Origin of the sequence: Chloroflexus islandicus, assembly GCF_001650695.1 — a bacterium.
Classification (GTDB): Bacteria; Chloroflexota; Chloroflexia; order Chloroflexales; family Chloroflexaceae; genus Chloroflexus; species Chloroflexus islandicus.
In genome coordinates this window covers 15,273-41,794 of record NZ_LWQS01000048.1, presented here as the reverse complement: position 1 = coordinate 41,794, position 26,522 = coordinate 15,273, and the positions used below count along the sequence as shown (strand labels likewise).

General features: G+C 60.2%; 20 protein-coding genes. 5 read left to right on the top strand and 15 right to left on the bottom strand.

All coding sequences use genetic code 11. From position 1 onward, the window contains the following. Positions 1 to 197 precede the first annotated feature (197 nt). From A6A03_RS08480 to A6A03_RS08445, 8 genes are all read right to left on the bottom strand, one after another. Positions 198 to 2,588 (bottom strand): FtsX-like permease family protein, encoded by a 2,391-nt coding sequence (locus A6A03_RS08480; RefSeq protein ID WP_066786363.1) that lies wholly within the window; start codon positions 2,586 to 2,588, stop codon positions 198 to 200. A 281-nt stretch (positions 2,589 to 2,869) separates the two neighbouring features. After that, positions 2,870 to 3,169: a hypothetical protein gene (locus tag A6A03_RS08475; protein ID WP_216636344.1), complete on the bottom strand. Its 300-nt coding sequence runs from the start codon at positions 3,167 to 3,169 to the stop codon at positions 2,870 to 2,872. A 176-nt stretch (positions 3,170 to 3,345) separates the two neighbouring features. Beyond that, positions 3,346 to 3,558: a hypothetical protein gene (locus A6A03_RS08470; RefSeq protein WP_066786430.1), complete on the bottom strand. Its 213-nt coding sequence runs from the start codon at positions 3,556 to 3,558 to the stop codon at positions 3,346 to 3,348. 158 nt (positions 3,559 to 3,716) lie between these two features. After that, complete coding sequence (locus A6A03_RS08465; RefSeq protein WP_066786358.1) at positions 3,717 to 4,811, bottom strand: EVE domain-containing protein; 1,095 nt, start codon at positions 4,809 to 4,811, stop codon at positions 3,717 to 3,719. 1,073 nt (positions 4,812 to 5,884) lie between these two features. Continuing rightward, the gene (locus tag A6A03_RS08460) at positions 5,885 to 7,951 is read right to left on the bottom strand and encodes a hypothetical protein (RefSeq protein WP_172812294.1); all 2,067 of its coding nucleotides are present in this window, start codon (positions 7,949 to 7,951) and stop codon (positions 5,885 to 5,887) included. A 344-nt stretch (positions 7,952 to 8,295) separates the two neighbouring features. Next, positions 8,296 to 8,607, bottom strand: a complete 312-nt coding sequence (locus A6A03_RS08455; RefSeq protein ID WP_066786350.1) for a nucleotidyltransferase family protein — start codon at positions 8,605 to 8,607, stop codon at positions 8,296 to 8,298. A gap of 253 nt (positions 8,608 to 8,860) precedes the next feature. Next, complete coding sequence (recD2, locus tag A6A03_RS08450; RefSeq protein ID WP_066786347.1) at positions 8,861 to 11,038, bottom strand: SF1B family DNA helicase RecD2; 2,178 nt, start codon at positions 11,036 to 11,038, stop codon at positions 8,861 to 8,863. Between the two features lie 104 nt (positions 11,039 to 11,142). After that, positions 11,143 to 11,559, bottom strand: a complete 417-nt coding sequence (locus tag A6A03_RS08445; protein WP_156525302.1) for a hypothetical protein — start codon at positions 11,557 to 11,559, stop codon at positions 11,143 to 11,145. Between the two features lie 279 nt (positions 11,560 to 11,838). Here A6A03_RS08445 and A6A03_RS08440 point away from each other — a divergent pair, with 279 nt between their 5' ends. Further along, positions 11,839 to 12,150, top strand: coding sequence for a hypothetical protein (locus A6A03_RS08440; protein WP_066786342.1), 312 nt, complete (start codon positions 11,839 to 11,841; stop codon positions 12,148 to 12,150). 12 nt (positions 12,151 to 12,162) lie between these two features. On the opposite strand, the gene A6A03_RS08435 is transcribed toward A6A03_RS08440, so the two are convergent. The 5 genes from A6A03_RS08435 to A6A03_RS08415 all read right to left on the bottom strand — a co-directional run bounded on the left by A6A03_RS08435 (position 12,163) and on the right by A6A03_RS08415 (position 16,888). Then, positions 12,163 to 13,131 carry a 2-hydroxyacid dehydrogenase gene (locus tag A6A03_RS08435; RefSeq protein WP_066786340.1) on the bottom strand — a complete coding sequence of 323 codons (969 nt, stop codon included), beginning with the start codon at positions 13,129 to 13,131 and terminating at the stop codon, positions 12,163 to 12,165. Between the two features lie 34 nt (positions 13,132 to 13,165). After that, complete coding sequence (locus A6A03_RS08430; protein ID WP_066786337.1) at positions 13,166 to 13,861, bottom strand: LutC/YkgG family protein; 696 nt, start codon at positions 13,859 to 13,861, stop codon at positions 13,166 to 13,168. Positions 13,862 to 14,013: 152 nt separating this feature from the next. Then, on the bottom strand, positions 14,014 to 14,466 hold the full coding sequence (locus tag A6A03_RS08425) for a GNAT family N-acetyltransferase (RefSeq protein ID WP_066786335.1): 453 nt from the start codon (positions 14,464 to 14,466) through the stop codon (positions 14,014 to 14,016). A gap of 47 nt (positions 14,467 to 14,513) precedes the next feature. Next, the gene (locus A6A03_RS08420) at positions 14,514 to 15,935 is read right to left on the bottom strand and encodes a LutB/LldF family L-lactate oxidation iron-sulfur protein (RefSeq protein ID WP_066786332.1); all 1,422 of its coding nucleotides are present in this window, start codon (positions 15,933 to 15,935) and stop codon (positions 14,514 to 14,516) included. 209 nt (positions 15,936 to 16,144) lie between these two features. Next, a complete protein-coding gene (locus tag A6A03_RS08415; protein ID WP_066786329.1) occupies positions 16,145 to 16,888 on the bottom strand; it encodes a (Fe-S)-binding protein in 744 nt (247 codons plus the stop codon). 168 nt (positions 16,889 to 17,056) lie between these two features. Between A6A03_RS08415 and typA the strand changes: the two genes are divergently transcribed. The 4 genes from typA to A6A03_RS08395 all read left to right on the top strand — a co-directional run bounded on the left by typA (position 17,057) and on the right by A6A03_RS08395 (position 23,762). Continuing rightward, positions 17,057 to 18,898, top strand: coding sequence for a translational GTPase TypA (gene typA, locus A6A03_RS08410; RefSeq protein WP_066786325.1), 1,842 nt, complete (start codon positions 17,057 to 17,059; stop codon positions 18,896 to 18,898). A 1,438-nt stretch (positions 18,899 to 20,336) separates the two neighbouring features. After that, on the top strand, positions 20,337 to 21,284 hold the full coding sequence (locus tag A6A03_RS08405; RefSeq protein ID WP_066786322.1) for a sigma-70 family RNA polymerase sigma factor: 948 nt from the start codon (positions 20,337 to 20,339) through the stop codon (positions 21,282 to 21,284). Positions 21,285 to 21,467: 183 nt separating this feature from the next. Beyond that, on the top strand, positions 21,468 to 22,502 hold the full coding sequence (locus A6A03_RS08400; protein WP_066786319.1) for a GNAT family N-acetyltransferase: 1,035 nt from the start codon (positions 21,468 to 21,470) through the stop codon (positions 22,500 to 22,502). Positions 22,503 to 22,700: 198 nt separating this feature from the next. After that, the gene (locus A6A03_RS08395; protein WP_066786316.1) at positions 22,701 to 23,762 is read left to right on the top strand and encodes a GNAT family N-acetyltransferase; all 1,062 of its coding nucleotides are present in this window, start codon (positions 22,701 to 22,703) and stop codon (positions 23,760 to 23,762) included. Between the two features lie 126 nt (positions 23,763 to 23,888). Here the strand turns inward: A6A03_RS08395 and A6A03_RS08390 are convergent, their stop codons facing one another. Both A6A03_RS08390 and A6A03_RS08385 read right to left on the bottom strand, forming a co-directional pair. Continuing rightward, the gene (locus A6A03_RS08390) at positions 23,889 to 24,758 is read right to left on the bottom strand and encodes a CPBP family glutamic-type intramembrane protease (protein WP_066786313.1); all 870 of its coding nucleotides are present in this window, start codon (positions 24,756 to 24,758) and stop codon (positions 23,889 to 23,891) included. Between the two features lie 1,166 nt (positions 24,759 to 25,924). After that, positions 25,925 to 26,374 carry a PaaI family thioesterase gene (locus A6A03_RS08385; protein WP_066786311.1) on the bottom strand — a complete coding sequence of 150 codons (450 nt, stop codon included), beginning with the start codon at positions 26,372 to 26,374 and terminating at the stop codon, positions 25,925 to 25,927. Between the last annotated feature and the right edge of the window lie 148 nt (positions 26,375 to 26,522).

The following is a 26,522-nucleotide window of genomic DNA, read 5'->3' as shown; positions in this document are numbered from 1 at the left end:
TATCGTTGATGTTGCTGACCGCAGAGTGCGCCGAGGACGCAGGGGATTTCCAATATTCTCTGCGACTCTTCGCGCCCTTCGCGCCTTTGCGTGTACCATCTTTGCGCCTAGGAGACGGACAGCCGTCCGTCGCTACTTTGCTCCCTTGGCGTCACGGGAGACGGACAGCCGTCCGTCGCTACGGTGCGTTGACTGGCTCACTCATACGCCAGCGCTTCGCGCACCGGGATGCGGGTCGCGGCGCGCGCCGGCAACACGCTCGATACCAAGGCAAACAGGATCACCACCCCCAACCACATCCAAATCGCCGGGAACGAGTACGTCCAGATCAATGGAATATTGAGCAACGCCATACCAAAGTTGTAGGCCAGCGCATAGCTCATTGGAATCGAGAGGAGCACCCCGCCGGCCCATGCCAGCAGCGCGATTGTGAGACCCTCAGTGACAACCAATTCGCGGATGGCGTCGTCGCTGGCGCCGATGGCGCGCAGAATGCCGATCTCGCGGGTGCGTTCGAGCACGTTGATGCTGAGGGTGCCAGTGAGGCCGAGCGCACCCACGACCCCGATAATCAATGCCATGATCGAGATCGCGCCGGTCGCTAGATTGAACCGCTCTTCGAGAATGCGCCGCTCGTCGCTCATGGTGCGGATGAGGCGCAGATCGATGCCGTAGGCGGTGAGCCGCTGTTCAATCGCCGCTGCCGCCGCGGCATGGCTGGCCGGATCGTGGCCGATGGTCGCCACCCGCACTGTATCGGTGCGGCCCACGCCACCCTGTTCGGCGGTGAAGGCAGCGAGATCGACATAGGCCTGCGCCGGCATGGTCGGCGGGGTAAAGACCTCGATCAAGCCGACCAGTCGCCACTGCGATTCGCGGCCTTGGATCGAGAGTGTTACCCAATCGCCGACGCGCAGGTAGGGTTCTTTACTGCGGATATTGGTTGAAAAGACCACCTCGCGCGCGCCGGGGCCGGCCAGCCAACGCCCTTCAGCGAGGCGGGGATGGAAGAAATCGGTATCGGCAGGCAACGCGCGCAACGCCAACTCTTCGCCATCGGTGCCATCGGGCCGCACCGGAAAGGCCGGCGCGCGCAGCGTGCTCTCAAGGCGGGTCACCGCCGGCAACGACTCAATCAGCGGCGCAATCCGCTCGATCCGGTAGGAATGGGCCAACTGCACTTCGAGATCGTAGTTCAACCCGGCCAGACTCGCTTCAAGTGTGGCAAACAGCGAGGTGCGCTGGGTCATGACAGTAATCAAGACACTGCCGCCCAACGCCAAAGCCACCAGCGTGCGCGCTAAACGGGCGCGCTGGCGAAAAGCATTGCGCAGCGCCAAGAGGGTGGGCCGGCGCAGCAACCGGCCCAGCACGCGGGTGAGCAGAGTCACAGCAAGCGGAGGCGGCGGCGGCGCTGTCTCGCCGCTGAGCAACGCGCGCACGGGCCGGCGTAAGGCGCTGCGAATCGGCCACAACGCGGTCAGCACCGGCACTGCGATCCCGGCCACGATCTGCAACAGCAAAATCTCACCACTCCAAACCGGCCATGGCAGATCGATATTCAACTGCCCGGCCAAAAAACCGGCAAGGCCCTGCGTCGCCAGCAAGCCCGCCGGCACTGCCAGCATCAGCGCCAACACCCCAAACAACGCCGCCGTCGCCATATACATCGCCGCCAGCGCCCGCGGCCCGGCGCCGATGGCCGCCATCACACCGAGCTGGCGGGTCTGTTGGTTGAGGATGGCGCTGATTGTATTGATGCTGAGAAAACTACTGGCAACCAGCGCCAACAGCCCGACAATCAACATCAAAACGGTAATCACCGGCAAGAGAGCTTCAGCCGGATGCTGCAACGGCGGCGGCACGTAGGTCTGGATGACCGGATGGCCGCTGCGCTCAAGCAACTGCTCAACCGCCTGCGCCATCGCCCGAATCTGGGTCACATCGCGCCGGTCGCCGTTGACAATCAGGTGCAACTGGTTATAACCGGCGGGGCCGCCCAACCAGCGCAACGTATCTTCGGTCATATAGATGAAGGTCTGCGCGGTGAGCACCGCCAGCGGCGTACTCAAATCGTGGATCGTACCGGCCACCGGCATCGCGCGCTCGCCGATCCCCGGCAACTCAACCACGACCGTCTCGCCGATCGCCAAGCCAGCACGCACCAGCGACGCCCGCTCCACCAGTATTGCCCGTTCGGGTGGCGGCCATGCCCCCGCTTGGGGCCGGACAATCCCGATCCGGCGGATGCCATCGTCGGGCAGGACGGTAATCAGCGCATCTTCCCACCGATCGGGGCCGATGCGGATGCGAGCCGGTACAACGCGACGGCCTTCGGCGACGGCCACTTCCGGCAACCGTTCGACCGCCTCGGCGAGGTCATCGGTAAAGGCGGTGGTGGTGATCGTTGCGCTGGCCGGCTCGATAGCGAGAAAGCTGCGCTGCAATTCGCGCCCGATCACGGCTCGCGCGGTGAGGATGACGCCGAAGGCGAAGACGCCAACCGCAATCGAGAGCGTCACCAGCACGGTGCGGGTGGGGAAGGCGCGCAAGTCGCGGATAACTTTTCGCCAACGCGGAGTAAGCATCGTGAAACCACCGAGTGAGCAACGGCGCTGTAGCGCCGGACGGCTGTCCGGCTCCGCAAAGGCGCGAAGGGTTGGATTGGGTAGCGCAGATAGGCTATCGTCTTTGCGATCTCCACAGGCTGACCACAATCACCTTGCCCAAGCGGCGCCCGGCTGCACCAATCTGCTAGGAGTGTAGCACATGTTGATTGACCAGTCAATCAACAAAATGAACAAAAAAAAACAGCGCGACGACCCGCCGGGCCGTCGCTGCTAAACCGGTGCGAACGTTCCGTATACCCCTAACCGGCCACCACCCCCAACATATTGAGAAAGATGCGGGTTTCGCGGGCAATAGCCGGCCACGCCTGCGGATCAGCCGCCTTCGCCGGCAATTCCACCGTGGCGAACTGGTGCATGGTGCGCGGCAAGGCTTGGCCGCGGGTCTGGGTAGCGACCTCGCCGCGCAGGTACGCCTGCCACGCCGCCTCGACCGCTTGGGCAAACTGCTTTGCCGAGGCTTGAATCGCGCTCGTATCTTTAGTCTCTAACGCGGCGAGCAAGGCCCGGCCCGCCTCGTTCATGTGTTGCACATACATCACGCAACGCTCCTCTATTCTCATCACGCGGCGTATAGTTTGGTTGCCGCCGGCACACAAGCAGGCAAGAGCGGCGGGGGGGGGCGCCGCCGCTCTTCTTTGGATTATAGCGAGAGCTGTGGGCGATGGCAAGTGTGGGGAGGGGGGTGGGGAGTCGATGATAGCGTCAGATGTGCATATCAGCGGGCATAGATTTCTGCTCGGCTCAATGGACGAAAATTAGGGATGCGCACCGGTTGGGCCAGCAATTGATCGATCACATTCTCGCTCGTTTGTACGGTAGGTTCTACCAAGACGATCACTCGTACCTGCCCGGTAAGCTGAGCATATTGCGGAGGAAGCTCAATCAGACCATTCTTAACTGTGGCTTGGAATTCGATCGCTTGCATCATCTGGTTTTCTTCCCCGTTCATGTCTGATAATAAACAACTCAACGATAGACCTATCGTTTGCGAGAGGATAAAGCGTGATAGGAAAGCATTTGGTTCACTACCCATTTAGTATACATCAACCACACACAATCGCACCCAATGCATATCACTGCTGAGGCTCACTCCGCTTCTTCGGCATACTCATCGAGCACTTCATCGGATAAGTGTGCTAAATGGCGCTCCTTGACCAACTCGCGCACGCTGTCGTAAGACAGAAAGGTGCAGAGTTCCGACAACGGCCCCTTCTCCAACAGCGAGAAGACGGGCCGGCGAATCTCTTGAAACACCTTTTCGCGCCGCTCGGCAGGGGCCACAATATGGAGCTTGATGTCCATATTGGGTTGGAGGGCGAGCAAATCGGCCATGCGCAACAGACCCGAATAGATTGAGGTGGTATGCTCAACCTCAAAGGCGCGGACAATCGAGCGCCGGCGGAGCCACAACACATCAATCTGCTCGATCGTCCGCAAGGTGGTTTCGTCGTAGTTGAGCGGCAACTCATCGAGGAGCACATCGCGATCGTTTGGCCACTCGGCCAAGACGCTGCTGCGGTCGTTGCGCAGAATCCAGATCCGCATCCCCATCTTCGCGCCAATGCTGGCCAGCAAGGCTTGAATCTTGATTGACTCGCGCACCTCAACCGGCGGGACCACACCATCGTCCGGGGTATCTTGCGGCACCGACACCGAGACCGTCTTGTCTAGCCGGCGCACACGATGGGACAGCAACTTCTGGTAGTCACGTTCGTCAACCGGAAAGACCTCGCCGCCAGTAGCCTGCGCCACCATGAGTTGTTCGAGAAATCGGCCATCTTCATCGTCAAGCTGGTTCAAGCTCGTGCGCAGCTTGCCAGTCCAATACGGGTAGTCTGGATCATACTCGCGGGTGAATGACAACGTGCGCCACACCCGTTCCGTGCGAATCGGGATCGCCTTCTCTTTGGGCAACCACACGATTGGGCGTACCTTAAAGCGCACGACAAACGGATCATCTTTTTCGTAGAAGAGGGGAGAGTCTTCTTTATAATAGGTACTCGTAATTTCAAGCACACCTATCCAGCGCGACAGGCGGGTTACATAACAGATCAATTTGTCGCCTATCCTGATCTTACGCGCCGCCTGTTGCTGTCGCAGCCGGAAGCCGGAAACAGTGCGGTTCGAGGCAGTGAACGCCTCATACGTTTCGGGTGAGAACAGGTTCAGGTAGTATGCCATAGCGCTGATTTCCTTTATTGAACCGGTCTGTTTGGCGGCATCATGCGCGGCTGCATGCACTGTGTCACTATTGTACGCAGCGGGGATGGGGAAGGCAAGGCGTTGCGCTTGGCTGATGAAGCTCCTCTCCCAACCCCCCGCTGGGGATTCAAGGACGGACAGAACGTATAAGCGTAGATGTGGTTGAAGGCTGTGAGATGCACCATTTCGCCCTCACCCCCAGCCCCTCTCCCACTGGCGCGGGAGAGGGGAGTGTATCGCCGAGCGTTACGGCATCGCATAGCGATCAACGGATGTGACTAACCACATGTTCTGTCCGCTCCTCAACTCCACTGGGGGAGGGAGAGACCTAGCGACCTTCAATTGTGTGCTGAGGTCATTACGCGAGCACGGCGGCAGGTTCGACTGTCATTGCTAGGGGGTAGCCCCTAGCGCAGCGGGGTCGCCCGACCGCAGCAATCCCCCGCTTCAGCGAAAGCTTGTGCCTGAGCGCACCGTTTCCGCTGAAGGAGGAGATTGCTGCGGGGGCTGCGCCCCCTCGCAATGACAGGCGGAAAGCGGGGGCTTGCTGCGGGGGCTGCGCCCCCTCGCAATGACAGGCGGAAAGCGGATGCTGGCTGCAGGGGCATTGCTTCCGAAGCAATGATAGTTGAGGGGAAGACAGGATCCATGAGCGTAGATGTGGTTGATAGCTTTGCAATGCGCCGGTGTACCCTCACCCCCGGCCCCCTCGCCTGCCGTCAGGTAGGCGAGGGGGAGCCGCTGGGTTGCGGGAAAGGCGATGTTGTACCACAGCGTATGCTACGGATGCGGAGAGGGGAAATCGCCACTAAAACGCGCAACGGACGCAAAAGAGATTCGGTGCATTTTTGCGTCTTTTGTGTCTTTTTGTGGCTATTCCAAAACCCGCTGCGCGGTGCATGAGGCAAAAGAGGCGCTTCATCAGCGCCTCCTTTCCCTACAGGTCTATCGTTCGATGATAACCTCCTCGCGCCGCCAATGATTCGCGAATGCCGTATAATACCGAGCATGCTGACTAGGTGACTTCAATGCAGTTGCGATCCTGCGCTAGCCTAACGTTCTGCAGCACAATTGCCCGCAGTTATGATAGAACATGCTTCCCAATCATGCCGCTTGCTGATCTGCTCAGACCAATCACAAACGAAGATCGTTCGCCAAGTATCGATAGGGATCGGGTATGGCAGGCAATGCTGCTGAAACATCTGGTTGAAATATAATTGACCGGTGAATGCTAAGTCGCCTGTGGCTAATTGCCGCAACATCGCTTCGTCCACCGGCAGGGCAAAGTTAGCTACCACGAAATCGGGTTTCAGGACGCCTAACGAGTAGTCAAAATCAAATTTATTGTGGCCGGGCATCGTACCGCTCGAAGCAGCCGGCAGACGGGCAATGTGACGATCTGACTTCCCCAGCAAATCAATCGCATAGCGCTCAGAAAAGTAGAACACCGACCCGGCCCAGAAATCAGCAACCTTGCTGGTTGGCGGGGTATTGCGTTTCAGCAGTAACCCGATCGTCACGTTGCCAACATCAGCCACATTGGGCAGCAGAAACCAACTGTACCCCGGCACAAGCAACGGCGTTCCGATCAGACAGAGCAACCCAAACCAGAGCCTGAATGCGACAGCCGGTTGGAAAAGCAGGCGTTGCAGCGCGTTCCGCCCAAAGAAAGCCGCTACGCTGCCGGCGAGTGCGCTCACGCCGATGATGAAGGCAAACCACTGATTGATGGCGAACCCTGATTGCGCTCCAGCAACGAGCAAGTCGATCATTGGCGCGAGAGTCGCCATCATGACGCCGCTTAGCACAACGCTCAACCCAACGGCCAACAGGATGGTACGCGGTGCGGATAGTTGCTCTCCTTGCACAGGCGTTATCCAACCAGTGCGAATGAGCGATTGCACCCCAAGGAAGGCCAACACGAGGATGAGAGGAAGGATCGGTATAAAAAACCGAAAGTTGGGGAAGGCGTCCCCGCCAACAGAGATCACATACGCCATATATGCCAAAACCACTGCCAACAACGCGCGGCGCACCTTGTCTTTGGTCAATAACGAACCGAACAACGCAAAACCGAGCGCAAAAGGGTAATGCATGGCAAAGGCGGCGAAGTATCGGAAACCCGCCTGCAATGCTCCCTCCCAGCCAAAGACCTTCAGGTAGGCAGTGTTGGGCAGCACATCGCCGTAATACAACGCTCTAAATAGGGCATGGACTATCGGCAAAGCCAACGACAATGCCGCATACCCGATGATCAGCGTTCGGTTGCGGTGTAACCACATCGCCAGCGCATATAGCAACACCGACAAAATCACCGCGTCTGATCGAACCAGCGACAGGAGCGCGATGATCACAAAAGTGAGTAGACGCGGCGTTCGCTGCTGCGCCTCCGTGATAATTCGATAGGTGGCCAGCAGAAACAACCACGTCAACAAGATCGTCTCAAAGCCGGCGGTTGTCCACGCCATCACATTTTTATTGAGCACGAAGCCGATCACGGTGGCGGCAACCACCAACGGGCCACCGCCCAACGCGCGCACGAAGCGGATGATGACAGGAATAGTCGCAACAGCAAGCGTGATGTTGGTCAACAGGATGATCAGTGAGGTTTGGGCAACCGGGATCGGCAACAGATGCACCAACGCCATATAGAGTGTCCACAACAGGTTAGTGTACCCCTCAACGCGCTCACCGTCTAAATTCCAGACCAAACCCGCACCCTGAGCAAGGTGACGGGCATAGCGCATTGAAATCATGGCGTCATCATCGAGCCACCAATACCGTTCGCCGCCAATGACGGCGCTATGACCAATGAGCGCGACCGGCAGCCACAATCCCCCAATCGCAAGCAGCGATACAGTGAATACGACGCTCTCCTGTTGCACGAGAGCCGCCAGCCAATTCCAGCGCGGCAGAGCGACCCAACCCAACGCAACCAGCGCTATCCCGCTGACCACTGCTTCGATGCCGATGGCATGAATTTTCGCCAGCCAATGCGGCGCCGGCGGCTCCCCTTGCCAAACAGCCACGAGCGACACTACCCAATCTGCCAACCCACTACTCATGCCCACGACGAGCAGCCCGATCACGACCAAGCCGGCCCCGGCAGCGATCATCACACGGCGAATAGTTTGGCAGTTCGTCAGGCAAGCTATCGACAACATTGAAGGAGTGTGGTTGGAGTTCTCTCTTTAGCTAGCAGAACGATGCCCAGTCTGCGGATGATGGTGGTGATGCTGTGAGGTATGTTTGGCATGGATGACAGCACCAGTGCGGATGTAGCCGATGCCTCGGCAAGAAAACTTCTTTATTTACATGCACACGGTTGGCATCCGCGCGACTGGACAACCAAATCTATAGCATAGGAATATTCTTGCGTGATCATCTTTTGAACTTTTTGGAATGTTATTTACGATGTTAGGATCAACGTCAAAAATACATAAGAAGGTATGCTGAACAATTCTCACGCACCGATCGAGACATATTCAACCTCACGGAGAATATGCGGGCCAATGTATGGGCTTAATGCTTCCACCGTCATCAAATCGACCTTACGGCCAAATAGATCTTCAAGGCACAATGCAAGCTGCATGAAATGATCAAACGTTTTCTGATCTGGCTCGAATTCGACCAACATATCGACATCACTCCCTGCCTGCGCTTCATTCCGCGCGAATGAGCCAAACAGACCGCAGCGCCTCACACCCAAACGCTGCAACTCGCGCTGGTGTCTCCGTAAGAGGTCGAGGATTTGCTCTTTCGTCTGAACCGGCATACCCTGTTTTGCATACTAGGTATCAGGTTGGGTAATTCGCATTATAGCACGCTCGCTTGGCGTAATGACCAAGCGTTGGAAAAAGACGCCAAGCCCGCCAAGATGCAAACGCAAAGACGCGAAGTCCGCAAAGGACGCAAAGGTTGTTGAAGGTTTGGCACAAGTACGCTCAGTTCCCACCCAACAAACCCTCTGCGTACCTCTGCGGAGCCGGACAGCCGTCCGGCTCTACCGCGCCTTTGCCCGTTTTGCGTCACTGATCCCGGAGCCGCACGCTGAGGCCGGTGTAGCGCCGTTCGACCTCGGCGGCGGCAACGGCGGCAGCGACGGCGCGCCGGTCGCCAACGATGACCACAAGCTGGCGGGCGCGGGTGACGGCGGTGTAGAGCAGGTTGCGTTGCAGCAGCGGTTGGTGTTGGAGCAAGAGCGGCAGCACTACCACCGGGTATTCGCTGCCTTGGCTTTTATGCACGCTGAGCGCATAAGCGAGCGCGAGATCGTCAAGGTCGAGGCCGCTGTAACGGATGGCGCGCCCGTCTTCAAACCGCACCACCACGGTCGGCGCTGCGGCGTCGATGGCGATGATCTCGCCGGTGTCGCCGTTGTAGACATCGCGGTCGTAGTCGTTGCGCTGCTGGATGACCCGATCACCAACCCGGAAGACGGTCGCGCCGCTGCGGTACTCGGCTACGCCGGGCCGGGGCGGGTTGAGGGCGGCTTGCAAGGCGGTGTTGAGGGCGGCCACGCCGGCGTTGCCTTTGTGGGTTGGGCTGAGCACTTGGATGTCGCGGCGCGGGTCGTACCCGAACCGGCGCGGGATACGTTCGACCACCAGTTCAACAACGAGTTCGGCGCAGCGTTCGGGTGTCTCGGCGGCAAAGAAGTAGAAGTCGTCGTGCCCTCCCCACTCCGGCAGCAGGCCGTCGTTGATGCGGCGCGCGTTGGCGGCGATGCCGCTGCCGGCAGCTTGGCGAAAGATGGCGTCGAGATGGATGCGCGGCACGATCCCGCTGTCGATCAGATCGCCGAGCACGCGACCCGGCCCGACGCTCGGCAGTTGGTCGGCGTCGCCGACGATGACCACGTGTGCGTTGAGAGGCGTCGCCTTGAGCAGTTGGTTGGCCAGCACCACGTCGAGCATGCTGGCTTCGTCGATCACCAGCAGATCGCAGGCGAGCGGATTATCGGCGTTGCGGCGGAACGTGCCGTCAGGACTGTATTCGAGCAGGCGGTGGATCGTGCGAGCCTCGATCCCGGTGGCTTCGCTCAACCGGCGGGCAGCGCGTCCGGTTGGCGCAGCCAGCAGGGGACGGTAGCCGCGAGCGCGCAGCAAGAGCACCAGCGCGCGCAGACTAGTGGTTTTGCCGGTACCCGGCCCGCCGGTAAGCAGCATCACCGGACTGGTCAAGGCAGTCCGCACCGCTGCACGCTGCTGCGGACTCAAATCGATGCCGCGCCGTTCGGCCAGATGGGCAAAGACCAGTTCCCAGCGGCTAGGGGCGTAGTGGGAGGCCAGCGCCGAGCGTTGCGCGAGCCAGCGCCGGATAGCATTGGCGACGCCGATTTCGGCGAAGGCCAGCGGCGGCAAGTAGATCGGCTGCTCAGCGGGTGTGGCGGCGGTGACCACCGGATCGCGCCAGAGCTGGCCGGCGGCGAGCATCTGATCGACTACCGCCTGCACCTTCGTTGCCGCCACCGTGAGCAGGCTAGCGGCGCGTTCGATCAACTCGCGCCACGGCAGATAGCAATGACCGTCATCCGACGCTTGGCCGAGCGCAAACCGTACCCCAGCAGCGATCCGGCGCGGGTCGTCGCGGGCAATGCCGAGACCGGCGGCAATCGCGTCGGCAGTGCGAAATCCCACCCCATCCACCTCATCGGCAAGCCGGTACGGTTCGTGCTGCACCACCGCTAGCGCGTCGTCGCCGTAGTGCTTGTAGATACGCACCGCAACGCCGGTCGGCAGGCCGAGGTCTTGTAGCAACAGCATCAGGTCTTTGATCCGCTGCTGCTCCCGCCACGCCGCGGCGATCTGCTCAGCCTTCTTGTGCCCTAACCCCGGCACCTCGCGCAACCGCTCCGGCTCGCGGTCGAGCACGTCGAGCGTATATTTGCCAAAGGTCTCGGTGATCCGTTTGGCGGTGGCCGGGCCAACCCCTTTGATCAGGCCGCTACCGAGATAGCGGCGAATGCCGTCGATGGTGGCAGGCAGGCGGGTGTGGTAGCGTTGCACGCTGAATTGGCGGCCATGGGTCGGATGGTCGCGCCACTCACCTTCGAGGATGAGCTGTTCGCCGGGTTGCACGCCGAGCAATTGGCCGACGATGGTGACAGTATCGCGTTTGCCGGCGGGGCGCAATTGCGCGACCGTATAGCCAGTGCTCTCGCTCTGATAGGTAATCCGCTCAAGAATGCCGTCGAGTTGGGGCATAGCGTTCGATCTGCATAGGCAACAAGTATGTTCTTTCTATCTTACCGGAAATGGTGCGTTGGGCGAAGGGTTGCACCGCAGAGAACGCAGCAGGAGCATCATCATCACATCGTATACCACTCACCGGTGACGAGGATGGTATCGGCGTCAAGCTGCTCGATCCGCAGGCGCAGATGCTCACCCGGACGGATCGGCTGCGCGTCAGCGCGTTGCACATCGACTAATGCTGGATCGAACAGCTCAGTCAATTCGTTCCGCGCGGCGCGGAACCGGCAGGTGAGTTGATCATCAAGAAAACCGTCGCGGTAGGCATAATACTCAAACGTCACCGGCGCGGCGGGCCGCAGACCGAGCGCGTAGCGGCACTGCGCCGCTTGCTCCGGCGAGAGTTGGGTGGTCGCGGTCAGCCGATCCGGGCTAAAGAAGGGATTGACCGCCAGCACGGCTAGACTGCCGATGCCGCAGATCATCACGACCCCTGCGAGAACGACCGCCAGCAATACCACAGAACGGCGCCTCATCATCCCATCGTCACCCAATCACAATCACGCGGGAAAGGTAACATGCCGCCAAATCCGCCAGAAAGCAATGAGTCTAACACGGGATTCATGACTGTAAAGATGATACGTTAGGCTGAACGTTGTTGCATCATCTTAACGATTGACAAGAGGAAATGGATTGGATATTATTAAGTCTCAAAGAGGTATGTTTTTATTGTGAAGTTAAACACTCTATTCCTCGCAACTCATTACGTATCCGCCCTCGTCGCAGCCATATTTACCACCGAGAGGAGATGCGAGATGTATGATCCCAACTCCCCCTACCGTCCCCCCCAACCGCCGCCAGTCTACATTATCAAAGAAGAGAGTTTCACCTCGAAGGCTATCTTAACGCTTGTTCTCTATTTTGTGCTGTATATTCCCGGTCTGATTGCGAATATCGTCTTCTGGAACGAAGCGCGCAACGTTCAGGCCAGAACCGGACGCGCCCCGGAAGGGAAGGGATGCCTGACGGCGATGTTAATTATGCAATTAGTAGGTCTTATCTTATCCGGGCTCTTCTTTTGCTTGTTGGCGCTTTTGATCATCACCACCGAACCAGTGCCGTTCTAGGATAGAAAGAGGCTATCTCACCACATTCGGCGTCGGTTGGCCGCTCAACACCGCCACCAGATTCTCGGCGGCGAGGGTGGCCATGCGCACGCGGGTCGCGACGCTGGCGCTGCCAATGTGGGGGGTGAGCACCACGTTCGGCAACGCGAGCAACGGGTGATCCGGCCCGATCGGCTCGCGCTCGAAGACATCGAGGCCGGCGGCCCACGGACGACCGGCGCGGAGCGCTGCGACCAGTTCGTCTTCCCGTACCAGCGGCCCGCGCGCGACGTTGACGAAGATGCTGGTGGGTTTCATCAAGGCAAACTGGGCCGCGCCGAACATACCGCGGGTCTCGGCGGTGAGCGGGGCGGTCACCACCACCGCATCACTTTCGGCAAGCAGATCGTTGAGTGAGCGATAGCCGGCCCCTAACTCAGCTTCAAGGTCGGGATTGGGCCGGCGGTTGTGGTAGAGCAGCCGCATGCCAAAACCACGGCCCCGGCGCAAGACCGCTTGCCCGATCCGGCCTGCGCCAACCACCCCCAGCACCCGGCCATAGATGTCTTGCCCAACCATCTGCAACGGGTGCCACGGCCCCCACCCGCCGCGTTCGATCAGCTTGTGGCCCTCTACCACCCGGCGGGCAGCGGCCAAAAGCAAGGCCCACGCCAGATCGGCGGTAGTCTCGGTCAGCACGTCGGGCGTATTGGTCAGCGTAATCCCGCGCGCCGCCAGCGCCTCACGGTCAATATTGTCGTAGCCGACCGCCATGATCGACACGGCGCGCAACCGCGGCGCGGCAGCGATCACCTCGGCGTCGATGCGGTCGGTGATCAGACAGAGCAACCCTTCCGCCGCGGCCACGCCGCGCAACAGCTCATCGCGCGGGATAGGAGTCTCGGCGTTATCCCACAGTGCAACCGTGCAATGCTCGGCGAGGATCGCCATCGCCGGGTCGGGCAACCGGCGGGTGACAAAAATAGGTGGTTTGCGGTTCATCTACGTCCTCAGCAGCGTTGCCCACGCCGCAGACCTACCCCTCGACCACAATCACGTGAATCTGCGGCGGGCCGTGAATGCCGAGCGAGAGGGTCATCTCGATATCGGCAGTGCGCGACGGGCCGGTGATGAAGGTGAGATTGCTGGTCGGGCCGAAGATCTCATCGCCGTAGCGTTGGGCCAGCAGCGCCAGCGCCTCGCCGAGGCCGCGCACCAGTTGGCGCCGGAAGATCACGGCGATGTGGCACGGCGCCAGCAACGAAGCAAGGCGCGGCTTGCCGGGGCCATGGCGCAAGAGCAGGGTACCGCTCTCGGCAATCGCCAGCTCAGCGCCTGACAAACAGATCGGGATCGGTTCCAGTTCTTGCAGCCGCGCCTTGCGCCCTTCCCCGCGCACATCGGCTTTCGCCGGCGTAATCCCGCGCGCCGCCAGCAATTCCGGCAGACCGGGCAAACCAATCTGGTCGAGATCCCACCCAATCACACTGGTAGCGTGCGTCTCTTCGATCAGACGGTCAATAATCGCCAGCGCCTCATCGGCACTCGCCACCCGGTAAGCTTTGCCCTCCAGCTTCGCCAGCTCAGCGACGAATTGGCCAACCACATCATCTTGGGCCGGCAACACAAACGGCGGCGCTTCGTGCGGCATCCGCTCGGCCTCGGCCTGCAACCATGGCCGGTTGGCGTTGAGGCTGGTACGAAGATTAGCGAGAATCTGTTCACGGCTCATAGTATCTCCTATCAAAAAGTCGCAAAGTGCGCAGAGATATAAAGGGTGTCAAGAGTATGCTGATGAGAATACCAAAAAACCTTTGCGATCTTTGCGACTTTGCGTTTATCATCCTCTGCGCCTCTGCGCCTTTGCCCCCTCTGCGCCGCTCCTCACAGTCGCCGTTCGTAGAATAACGACAACGGATCATTTGGATACTCGCCGAACGGGCCGATCTGGTAAAAACCAGCTTTTTCATAGCAGCGGATCGCCGCATGCTGCAACGTCCCGGTTTCGAGCCGCAGCAGCCGGCACTCGCGCGCCAGCGCATACGCGGCCAGATGGTCGATCAGCCGTTGGGCCAGCCCCATCCCGCGAAACGCTGGCCGCACATACATCCGCTTCAATTCGCCATAGTCAGGGTAAAGCTGGATGCCACCGCAACCAGCGGCCTCACCGTGTACCCGCACGACGAAAAAGGCGACCCCTTGCGCAATGAGCTTCTCGACGCTATAGCCGTGCTGGCTTTCCGGCGGGTAGAGCGGGGCCAGTTCGGCTTCCAGTTCTTCGATCAACGCCAGCGCATCATGAGTGTCTGGTCGTTCGGCATGGATGGTGATACGCATAGTCGATAGGAGGAGCAGGTGTGAAACCTGCCCTTACACATCTGTCCCTACGATGATGATTGGCGTTGTTTCTTCCGTTCGGCCCACATTTCACGGAACGATTTCGGCGGCAAGGCCGGAAAATCGCGCTGTTTCGTCCACAAGTGCAGCGGCGGCGGCAAGCGGCGGAAGCGACCTCTGCGGGCCAGAATGCGGCTAAAGAACCGGCCGGCTTTGCCGCCGGCATTGTAGATCGCCGGGTGGGTCATTGTCAGGGTATAACTAGCAATCGCCGCCTTCTCGACCGGATGGAACTTGCCGGCCTTCACCGCATCGGCCCGGTGGCGCAGCAGCAGATCGGGAATGGCGATCCGCACCGGGCAGACCTCTTGGCAGGCGCCGCAGAGCGAGCTGGCTTGCGGCAACAGGTAAGCATCGGGCAGATCAGGTTGCAGCAGCGGGGTGAGCACAGCGCCAATCGGGCCGGAGTAGACGCCGCCGTAGGCATGGCCGCCAATCGCCTGATAGACCGGGCAAGCGTTGAGACAGGCGCCACAGCGAATGCAGAGCAGCGATTCGGCGTAGTGGCCGCCTAAAATCCGCGACCGGCCATTGTCGAGCAAGATCAGGTGAAACTCTTCGGGGCCGTCTTCTTCGCCGGGCCGGGCCGGGCCGCTGATCAGGCTGGTGTAGACGCTCAGTTTCTGACCAGTGGCCGAACGGGCCAGCACTTGCAGCATCACACCCAGATCGGCAAGGCGGGCCACAATCCGCTCAATGCCCATAATCGCCACGTGGATGCGCGGCACCGTGGTCGAGAGGCGCGCATTGCCTTCGTTCTCGACAATCACAATCGCGCCGCTGTCGGCCACGCCAAAGTTGACCCCGCTGATGCCCATATCGGCCTGCAAGAAGCGTTGGCGCAGCGCCTGCCGGGCCGTGCGGATCATCGGCGGCACCTCGGTGGTCGGCGGCATGCCAAGGTGCTGCTGGAACAGCTCGCTCACCTGCTCGCGGGTTTTGTGGATGGCGGGAGCAATAATGTGCGACGGCGTTTCGCCGGCAAGCTGGATAATATACTCGCCGAGATCGGTCTCGACCACCTCGAAGCCAGCCTCTTCGAGCGCCTCGTTAAGATGGATCTCTTCCGAAGCCATCGACTTCGATTTGACAATGCTGCGCACTCCGCGCGCGCGGGCCAGTTCGATGATATAGCGGCGAGCCTCCTCGCCATCGCTGGCCCAGCACACGTGGCCGCCGCGCGTTTCGACATTGGCGGCCAACTGCGGCAACAGCTCATCGAGATGGGCCAGCGCGTGGGCACGGATGGCGCGGGCTTGATCGCGCAACCGGTCAGCATCGCTCAGCGCGCCGATCGCGCCGGCCCGGTTGCCGATGAAGCGTGTCGTTGCCCGGTGCAGCGCCGTCTGCAACGACGAATCGTGCAGGGCGTGGTCAACGCGGTCGAAAAAGGCGATGGTTTGTGGCATAGCGGTGATTTCTAGGTGATAGAGCAATCCATCATGATTGATTTATCATGCGATTATCGGTTTGGAGCCGCACTGCCGTGCGGCTGGACACCTATGGCGTTCACCTGATGGGCCGGAGCCGCACCGCCGTGCGGCTCTACATCTATGGCGTTCACCATATTGGCCGGAGCCGCACCGCCGTGCGGCTCTACTGGTGCGTTCCCGCAGATTTATCGCGCGTCCACCATATTGGCCAACACCTCGGCCAGATGGCGGGCACGGGTTGGCATATTGCGGCGCGACAACCCGCCGGCGATTTGGGTCATACACGACACATCGCCAGTCACAACCAGATCGGCGTCAGTTGAGGCAATCGCCTCGATCTTGCGGTCGAGCATCGCGGTCGAGATGGTATGCTGCTTGACCGCAAACAAGCCGCCGAACCCGCAACACTGATCGCACCCCGGCAACGGCACCACCTCCGCCCCCTGCACCCGGCCCAGCAGCGCGCGCGCTTGCGCGCCGAGACCGAGAAAGCGCAGGCCATGGCAGGCGTCGTGATAGGTAATGCGGCCATTGAAGCGCGCGCCGACGTCGGTCACGCCTAACACATCGACCAGATACTCGCTGAGTTCGTAGGTGCGATGGGCTAGGTCAGCAGCCATATCGGCAAAGGGCGTGTGCGCAAACAACTCGTGGTAGAGGTGGCGGATCATGGCCGCGCACGATCCCGACGGCATCACTACATCGCCCTTGCCGCGCAACACCTCTAGCGTGCGCCCGGCCACCGCGTAAGCATCATCGCGAAAGCCGGCATTGAACGCCATCTGACCGCAACATAACAGATCAGGCGGAACCTCGACGGTCACGCCTTGTTGTTCCAACAGCTCGGCCGCAGCCAAACCGACGGTCGGGTAGAGCTGATCAACAATGCAAGTCGCGAATAACACAGCGCGACGGCGGCCGGTAGTCACGATCTCGTCTCCTCTAAGGCTGAAAGAGCGTTGATAACGGTATTATACCAAGTATTTGCTGAGGCATTCCAACCTTGCAACCATGCTATAATAGAGGTAGCATTGTCGCGCTCAGGTTCGGCCTGAGCGTTTTTCACGCCGCCCAGCGGCCCACGTTACGGAAAAGGTATGATCCAGCGCACCGACCTACGGAACATCGCAATTATCGCTCACGTTGACCACGGCAAGACGACGCTCGTTGACGCAATGCTCAAGCAGAGCCGCATCTTCCGCCAGAACCAGCAAGTGGAAGAGCGCGTGCTCGATAGCAACGCCCTCGAACGCGAGCGAGGCATTACCATTCTCGCCAAGAATACCGCCGTCACCTACCGCGGCGTCAAGATTAATATCGTCGATACCCCCGGCCACGCCGACTTCGGCGGCGAGGTTGAGCGGGTGATGAACATGGTTGATGGCGTGTTGCTGCTGGTTGACGCCGTCGATGGCCCGATGCCGCAAACCAAGTTCGTGTTGCGCAAAGCGTTGCAGGCCGGCCATCAGGCAATCGTGGTCGTCAACAAGATCGATCGTCCGCAAGCCCGCCCCAACCACGTCGTCAACGCGACCTTTGACCTGTTTGTTGATCTCGGCGCAAGCGACGAGCAGGCCGAGTTTGCCACCATCTTCACCAATGCCCTGCTCGGTCACGCCGGACGCTCGCCGCTCAAGCTGCACGACTCGCTCGAACCGCTCTTCGAGTGCATTCTCGACCGCATTCCGCCTCCCACGGTTGATGTCGAGGGGCCGGTGCAGTTCCTCGTCACCACCAGCACCTACGACGAGTACAAAGGCAAGATCCTCACCGGGCGGCTGGTGCGCGGCACTATCCGCAAAGGTCAGCCGTTGGTGCGGATCGCGCGCGACGGCGCGATCACGCCGGCTAAAGTCAGCCAGATTTTTGTGTACAACGGGCTAGAGCGGCAAGAGGTCGAGCAGGCGCAGGCCGGCGATATTATCGCGATTGCCGGCATCGCCGACGCTGCCATCGGCGATACCATCGCCGACGCGCTGGCCCCCGAAGCGTTGCCGCCAATTAAGGTCGAAGAGCCGACTGTCCGTATGACCTTCGGCGTCAACACCAGCCCCTTCGCCGGGCGCGAGGGTACCTACGTCACTTCGCGCAAACTGCGCGAGCGCCTGTTCCAAGAGATGGAGCGCGACGTGGCGTTGCGGGTGGAAGAGACCGATAGCCCCGATGTGTTTATCGTCGCCGGGCGCGGCGAGTTGCATCTCGGCATTCTGATCGAGACCATGCGCCGCGAGGGTTATGAGTTTCAGGTCTCGAAGCCGGAAGTGATCTTCCGCGAAGCCCCCGACGGCACCCGGCTCGAACCCATGGAGCTGGTCGAGATCGAGGTGGCGAGCGAGTATCAGGGGGTGGTGGTTGAACTACTCGGCAAGCGGCAGGGCCAGATGCGCGATATGCGCATCAGCGAAGACGGCTCGGTGCATTATGTCTATCTCGTGCCGACGCGCGGCCTGCTCGGCTTCCGCCAGCTCTTCCTCACCGCCACCCGCGGCACCGGGATCATGAACAGCATCTTCTTCGGCTACGAGCCATACGCGGGCGAGATCGAGGTGCGGGCTAACGGTAGTCTGATCGCTGCCGAAGGCGGCGTCGCCACCACTTATGCCATTCACGCCTTGCAAGACCGCGGCGTCTTCTTCATCACCCCCGGCCAAGAGGTCTACGAAGGCATGGTGGTCGGCCAACACATTCGCGACAACGACCTTGAGGTGAACGTCTGCAAAGAGAAGCACCTCACCAATATGCGCAACAACCGCGGCGCCGAGACGGTGCGGCTCGACGCGCCGCGCCAGCTCTCGCTTGACGACGCGATCGAGTATATCGGCGACGACGAGCTGGTCGAGGTGACACCCAAGGGTTGGCGCATCCGCAAGAAGCTGCTCAGCGCCGACGATCGCCGGCGCGAGAAGAAGCGGCGCGAGCTAGCGATGAGCGAGCGGTAGGCGCGGGGGACGCAGCGTTGAGGGGCTGGCAGGACGTTTGATCGAGCGCCACTGTTGATCGCTGTGCAACGCCTCAAAGCGTAGCTCGACCCTCCCCTCTCCCGCGCCAGTGGGAGAGGGGCTGGGGGTGAGGGCCAGCAGGCCAGCAGCCCGCGCAGCGGGCTTCGTAAGCCTAGCCCGGCCCTTCAGGGCCGGGTGCTAGACAGATGTTCTGTCCGCCCTTGAACTCACGCCAGTGGGAGAGGGGCTGGGGGTGAGGGCCAGCAGGCCAGCAGCCCGCGCAGCGGGCTTCGTAAGCCTAGCCCGGCCCTTCAGGGCCGGGTACTGGCCAGATGTGCTGTCCGCTCTTGAACCCAGTGGGGTTGAGGGGCGGACAAGAACATGTGGTCGGTCACACCCGTTGATCGCTTTGCGATACCGCAACGCTTAGCTCGACCCTCCCCTCTCCCGCGCCAGTGGGAGCGGGGCTGGGGGTGAGGGCCAGCAGGCCAGCAGCCCGCGCAGCGGGCTTCGTAAGCCTAGCCCGGCCCTTCAGGGCCGGGTACTGGCCAGATGTGCTGTCCGCTCTTGAACCCAGTGGGGTTGAGGGGCGGACAAGAACATGTGGTCGGTCACACCCGTTGATCGCTTTGCGATACCGCAACGCTTAGCTCTGCGCTCCCCTCTCCCGCGCCAGTGGGAGAGGGGCTGGGGGTGAGGGCACACCGGTGCATCACAAAGCTATCAACTATATCTGCGCTCAGACATGCTGTCTGCCCTTCAATTATCATTGCTTCGGAAACAATCCCCCGAAGCAAGCGCCCGCTTCCCTCCCCGCGGTTATGGAGTGCGGCAGTCTCACTGCCGCATACTTGAAACAATGCCCCTCAAGCAAGCGCCCGCTTTCCGCCTGTCATTGCGAGGGGGCGCAGCCCCCGAAGCAATCTCCTCCTTCAGCGGAAGGGGTACGCTCAGGCACTCGCTCGCGCTGCAGCGGGGGATTGCTTCGGTCGGGCGGCCCCGCTACGCTGGGGGCCGCCACTCCCTCGCAATGACAGCCGAACACGTCGCCGCGCCCGCGCAATGACATCAGCACACCTTATCTACGTTCGTATGCCCCTTGAAGGTGCAGAGGTCATCATCGGTTCACCCCCTCTGCGCTGGAACTGCTAGAGCAGCGCCGCAAATACTCATCCGCCTCTCATTTTTCTTTAACCTTCTCTTTAAGCTACCCGCCGATACTAGGAACCGGCGGGCAGTTTAGCATCTTCACCCTTACCCATCACACCACCTGCCTGCCCCAAGAGAGCGCGGCGCCACCCACCCGCCGCACCCTCCGCGGCCCACACTTACGTGACCGCGGGGAACCGCAGAGGCAATCACCTGCGTCTACATCTATGAACCTCGGCGGTTCACATCGCACGCGCCGGACGGTCTCACCGGCGCATAAGGAGGCGCAATGAGCAACCCAACCACGATTGGTCGCAGCGCATCGGATACGATTGTGCTGTATCTGAACGAGATCGGCGCCGAGCCACTGCTGACGTTTGAGCAGGAACAGCAACTGGCCAACGCAATCGCGCAGGGCCGGCGGGCCGCCGAGCGGCTGGCCAATGAGCCCTTGCTCCCGCTTACCGAAAAGCAACGGCTGGCAGCGCAGGTCGCCGCCGGCGAGCAAGCTCGCGCCCAACTGATTAACTCTAACCTGCGACTAGTAGTGAGCATTGCCCGCCGCTATCAGGGCCACGGTCTGGCCTTGCTCGATCTGATTCAAGAAGGCAGTGTCGGCCTCATGCGCGCGGTCGATAAATTTGACGCCAGCCGCGGTCTGAAGTTCTCGACCTATGCCACCTACTGGATCCGGCAGAGCATCGGGCGCGCGATTGCCGACCACAGCCGCACCGTGCGCTTGCCGGTGCATTTAGGTGAACGGCTGAGCCGGCTGTCGCGGCTGCGACAAGAGTTGGCCCAACAGCTTGACCGTGAACCGACGCTGGAAGAGCTGGCCAATGCCGCCGGCCTAACCATCGAACAGGTCGAGCGGGCCGAACAGGCCGGGATGACGCCGGCGTCGCTTGATGAAGCGCATACGGAAGACGGCGGCGGCGCACTCGCCGAAATCTTGACCGATCCGCTCCAACCCACCCCCTTTGAAGAGGTGAGCGAGAGCATGTTGCAGGCCGATGTGCAAGCCGCGCTGAGCCAGCTCTCGCCGCGCGAGCGCAACATCTTGCGCCTGCGCTACGGCCTCGACGGCGAGCCAATGCACACCCTCGAACAGATCGGCCAGCGCCTGCGCCTCACCCGCGAACGGGTACGCCAGTTAGAGCACGAGGCGCTGCGCAAGCTGCGCGATCCGTCCTTGCATCCACAGTTGCAAGGGTATGTCAACGAGACCTTGCCGTAAATCTAGTCCTTGATGATCAAACGGTTCTCCCCTTGGGGGAGAACCGTTTTGTTTTACACGGTAAAGTCTCAATAACAACACTGTCATCATAACAAGGGAATATTTCCCTGCTCACGACTGAGCATCGTATGTTACAAACAACACGATAGCAGCGAACGCACGCCTACCGAGAAGGAACGCAAGGTGCAAATCATCCAACCGGTCGATCAACAACTCTGGTGGGAGGTTGCCCACGCTTGCCCGTATGCCACCTTCTTCCACACCCCACGCTGGACGGAGCTAGCCTGCCGTGTGAACAGCACCGTCCTCGATCGCACCATTGCGGCGATCCTGCCCAACGGTGTGCGTGCCGTGCTGCCGCTGCTCGAAATCCGGCGTCACGGCCCTTTTGCTGCCTTGATGTCAACCTTTGAAGGCTGTTACGGCGGCATCATCGCCGATGGGCCGCTCAGCCGCCGTGACGTTACTCGCATTTATCGGCAAGCTTACCGCTGGAATATCAGCAACTTCTATTACCTTGCCAATCCAATCGCCCCACCAGAAACGATCGACACGACGTATCGTTTTGGTGATGAAATTGCCCATGTCCTCCATCTCGAACGCGATTTTGAGACAATCTTCAACCGCTTCGACAAGAGCACTCGCACCAATTATCGGCGCGGTCTACGTGAAGGAGTGCGCATCCGGCGGGCAGCATCACCCGATGACTACGCTGCCTATTACCGCGCCTACCGCGATGCGGTGCGGCGGTGGGGTGAAGATGACAACTATGGCTATTCGTGGGAATTTTTCACCCACGTCTTCGCCTTCGAGCAGCGCTACCCCGCAGAGATGGCGCTTTGGGTCGTCGAACTCGATGGCGCCGTGGTCGGAGGGACCTTAGCCTTCTACTGGAACCAGCACATCACTGCGTGGCACGGCGCCGTAACGCGCGAGGCGCTCAAACGGCGGGCAATGGTCGTGCTCGATATCGAGATTGCGCGTGACGCCGCAGCGCGCGGGTTCCGCTATTACGACCTCAATACCAGCGCCGGTATCGCCGGGGTGATGCAGTACAAGCGTAATTTTGCCACCACCGATCATGTGATTGCTCGTTGCTGCTATCGCAGTCCTCTGCTGAAGCCGGTGATCGCCTTACGCAACCAGCTCCGCCGCCGTCCACCCGATACCGAGCGTGAATTAGCACCCTCCAGCTCGATGCTCGCTGCCGATTCGTAAGGGTTCCGTTGCGCAACCCTTCATGATAGTGCTTTCGCCTCTTCCTCCCACTATCCTTTCCCGCCATTGCGGCTGACAAAGCTGTTAAGTTTAGCGCACCGGTTGTCACCTAACTTTTCATCTTCTGGTTTTATAACCAAGACAGTATCGTGTTGCATACACCACACGTATGGTTGTTATCAAGCAAGGGACACCACGATGCGCGCCATTACTGCCGTTAGCCGCCAGCTCTGGTGGGAAGTTGCCCGTGCTTGTCCGTATGCCACCTTCTTCCACACCCCGCGCTGGACAGAGATTGCCTGCACAGCTATTCCCGCCGTGCGTGATCGCACCATTGCCGTATTCTTGCCAAGCGGCGTCCGTGTCATATTGCCACTGCTGGAAGTGCGTCACAGCGGACTGTGTACGGCATTGCTCTCGACCTTTGAAGGCTGTTATGGCGGTATTATCGCCGATGGCCCGCTCACTGCCGCCGAAGCGACTCGTATTTATCGGCTAGCTTATCGCTGGAATGTGACCAGTTTCGCCTATTTGGCCAACCCGCTAGCGCCGCCGGAAACGATCGACCGCACCTATCGCATTGGCGACGAGATTGCGCATATTATTCAGCTCGACAGCGATTTTGAGACGTTATTCGATCGTTTTTCACGCAACGCGCGCGGCAATTACCGGCGCGGCCTGCGCGAAGACGCCCGCATACGCCGCGCCCACACCATTGCCGATTGGCAAGCTTATTACGCTGCCTACCGCGACGCCGTTAATCGCTGGGGGGAAGATGAGACTTACGGCTATCCGTGGTCATTTTTTGCGCAGATGTTTACCTTCGCGCAGGCATACCCGCACGAGATAACGTTGTGGGTGGTCGAACTCGATGGTCAGGTTGTAGGTGGGCGGCTGGCTTTCTATTGGAATCAGCACGTGACCCTCTGGCATGGCACTGCAACCCGTGCGGCGCTGGCGCGGCGCGCGTTGTTTGTGCTTGATGTTGAAATCATCCGCGATGCGATCGAGCGAGGATTACGTTACTTTGACTTCAATACCAGCGCTGGTATTGCAGGTGTGATGCAATACAAACGCAATTTTGCCACAACTGACTACACTATTCCCCGTTGTGAATATCATAGTCCCTTGTTGCAACCGTTGGTGCAACTCGCACATCGGTGGCAGCACCACCCGATTGAAGCGAGGCGGGTACCCGAATTAGCGCCGGGTGCAGCGCATGGCCCGTCCCCCTCGCCCAATCCCGCCCAACGAGCGTAAGGCTATACATAAGCGGCGAGAAACCTGATAACGTCGCAGGTTTCTCGCCACTTGGCGCCTGCTCTGCGCAGCGCAGAACGCGCAGGCTTGTTGACTTGCCTCACTGCACCGGCTTAGTGGCTTGTATCACGCTTGCAGCGGCGCTTTCTCACCTAAAACCAGACTCTGCTTAAACGTCACCACCACGATCGCCAGCGAAGAAAGAACGAGCACCGCCAGCCAAACCACGCCGCCGAGCGGGCCGAACAGCATGTTCATCACATCACCCAACGTAAAGAGCAGATTATCCGCCATGTGGAGCAGGACGGCATACCAGAAGCCGATCCGGATCCGGACATAACCGTAGATGAAGCCGCCAATGAGTTGCGGCAAGACTAGCAACGGCGCAAACCACCAAGCGCCGACTGTGGTGTAGTTGGTCAGGTGCAGCAGGCCAAAGACAATTACCGAAACGTAGTAATACACCGCCACGTAGCGGTGAAAGAAATCGGCGTACCGCTGCCCGCGCCGGTCGCGCCACCAGAACCAGAGCACGATCAGGCCGCCAAGTGCGAGATAGAAACCGATTTTTACCAACGGCGCAATGGGCTCTAACCCAGCCGCACGCAGCAGATCAATAAACGGCATCGGCGCGAACTGGATCGTCACCAAACTGAACGAAATAAAGAAAAAGAGCAGATTGGGAGCCAGCCAGAGCCGGAACATCACCTCTTCAAAGAAGGGGATGATGGGAATGCCGGCGATAGCCATATACCGCAAGAACTCCTCATCTTCACCCGCCATAATGTGCTCGGTTTCCATCGGAATGAACGTCTCGATCGACGTTGAAACCACATTACCGGCTACTGAGAGCAGAATACTCAACCCCAGCAAGCTCACGATGATGAGCAGCTTCGCTTTCCGCGAAGTAACGATATGCGCCGCATCGGGCCGGCGCACAAAGGCGAAGAAATCGAGGATCGGGTTGGAGATGGCGTTGGGGGAAAGCGTGTTCACGTTTGTTCTCCTTGACGTTGGTCTCTACAATTCAGGCTGTATCGTGACGAATTGAAGCGGGAGGTGTCTGGCTACACCTGAAGGTAGCGAGTGGCCGCAAACGTTATCACCAAGCGCAACATTGGCGGACGATCACGAATGTAGACAGGCATAGACTCCTCTTCATCTCATTTCGTATATTGTTATCAAAAATGATAATGATATTCATAACGGCTTGTCAAGATTACTAATGGGGATTATTGTTCACAATTGTGGATAATTCTCACAATCTGCAATGGCGCCTTACACCCCGTGAAAAACACGGAGGAATAATGCTGGCGAGGGAAACCGCCATAGCGCACATCAGTACGGGTGCAGCAACTAGCCCGCTCGTGATGAAGATGCAACGTGGTCAGAACATGTGGTCAAACAAAACCGTTGATCGTCGTGAGATGCCTCAACGCTCGACGCTACGCACCCCGCTCCCACTAACGTGAGAGAGGGGCGGGGGGTGAGGGCCAACAGCCCGCGCAGCGGGCTTCGTAACCGTAGCCCGGCCCTTTAGGGCCGGGTGATATGGCGCAAGGATGCACCGCGTTGCCCCCACCCCTTGCCCCCTCCCCCGCTGGGGGAGGGGTGTCCGACTCCTCCCCCCAGCGGGGAGAGGCTGAGAGGGGGGCTACGAGGAGATTACTTCGGGCGCGCGGGCAGCGCGGCTGGGTGCCGCCCCTCCCTCGCAATGACAACAGCCCCCCACAATGACAGGATCTGACAACACTAATTCAGAGCTGCGGCAGCCAGCCCGCGCAGCGGGCTTCGTAACCGTAGCCCGGCCCTTTAGGGCCGGGTGATATGGCGCAAGGATGCACCGCGTTACCCCCACCCCTTGCCCCCTCCCCCGCTGGGGGAGGGGGCAAGGGGTGGGGGCAGCACCCCGCGCAGCGGGCTTCGTCAACGTAGCCCGGCCCTTCAGGGCCGGGTGCTGGCGGATAGCGAGCAATCGCCACACCAAGACGGAAACCGCACCACAATCGTTGGTTTTTTGTGGGTTTTTGTGGCTATCCAACACAACCCCCCTCCCGCGCCAATGGAAGCGAGGCTGGGGGTGAGGGAAAACAGAAGCATCTCAACGCTATCAACCACATCTGCACCATACGCCGTCCGCATCTCAACGTGATGAGAAGGACTTATGCCCCCGGCGTGACCGGCACGGCAAACATCGTCGCCTGCATGAGCGCGATAGTCGAGCGCCGGTCGCCATCAATCGCCATCGCCTCGCCACTACACACCGTCACCGTGCGTCCCGTCCGCACCACCCGCCCAATGGCCACAAAACGGCTGCCGCGGGCTGGACTCAGAAAGTTGATCTTGAATTCGACCGTCAACACTTCGCGATCGGCGGGCATGAGCGTCAGCGCCGCATAACCGCAGGCGCTGTCGAGAATGCTGGCAATCACCCCGCCGTGGATGTAGCCGTGCTGCTGGCTGTAGGCCGGATCGGCAGGCATTGTTATCGCCAACTCACCCGGACGGATGTGTTCGATCACGGCATGGAGCGCGCTCATCAGGCCTTGGCGGGCGAAGCTGGCGCGCACGCGCGGTTCCCAGTCGGGGGTTTGCGGGTGAAAGGTGTGCATAGGTGTGATCTATTAGAGATGGCGGGTTGATGCGATTATTGTAACAGATCACAGGGTGGTTGGAGCCGCACCGCCGTGCGGCTGTACAAAGGCATGGACGATCACCGCATCGTCGGGAGCCGCACGGCGGTGCGGCGCTACGGGAGGA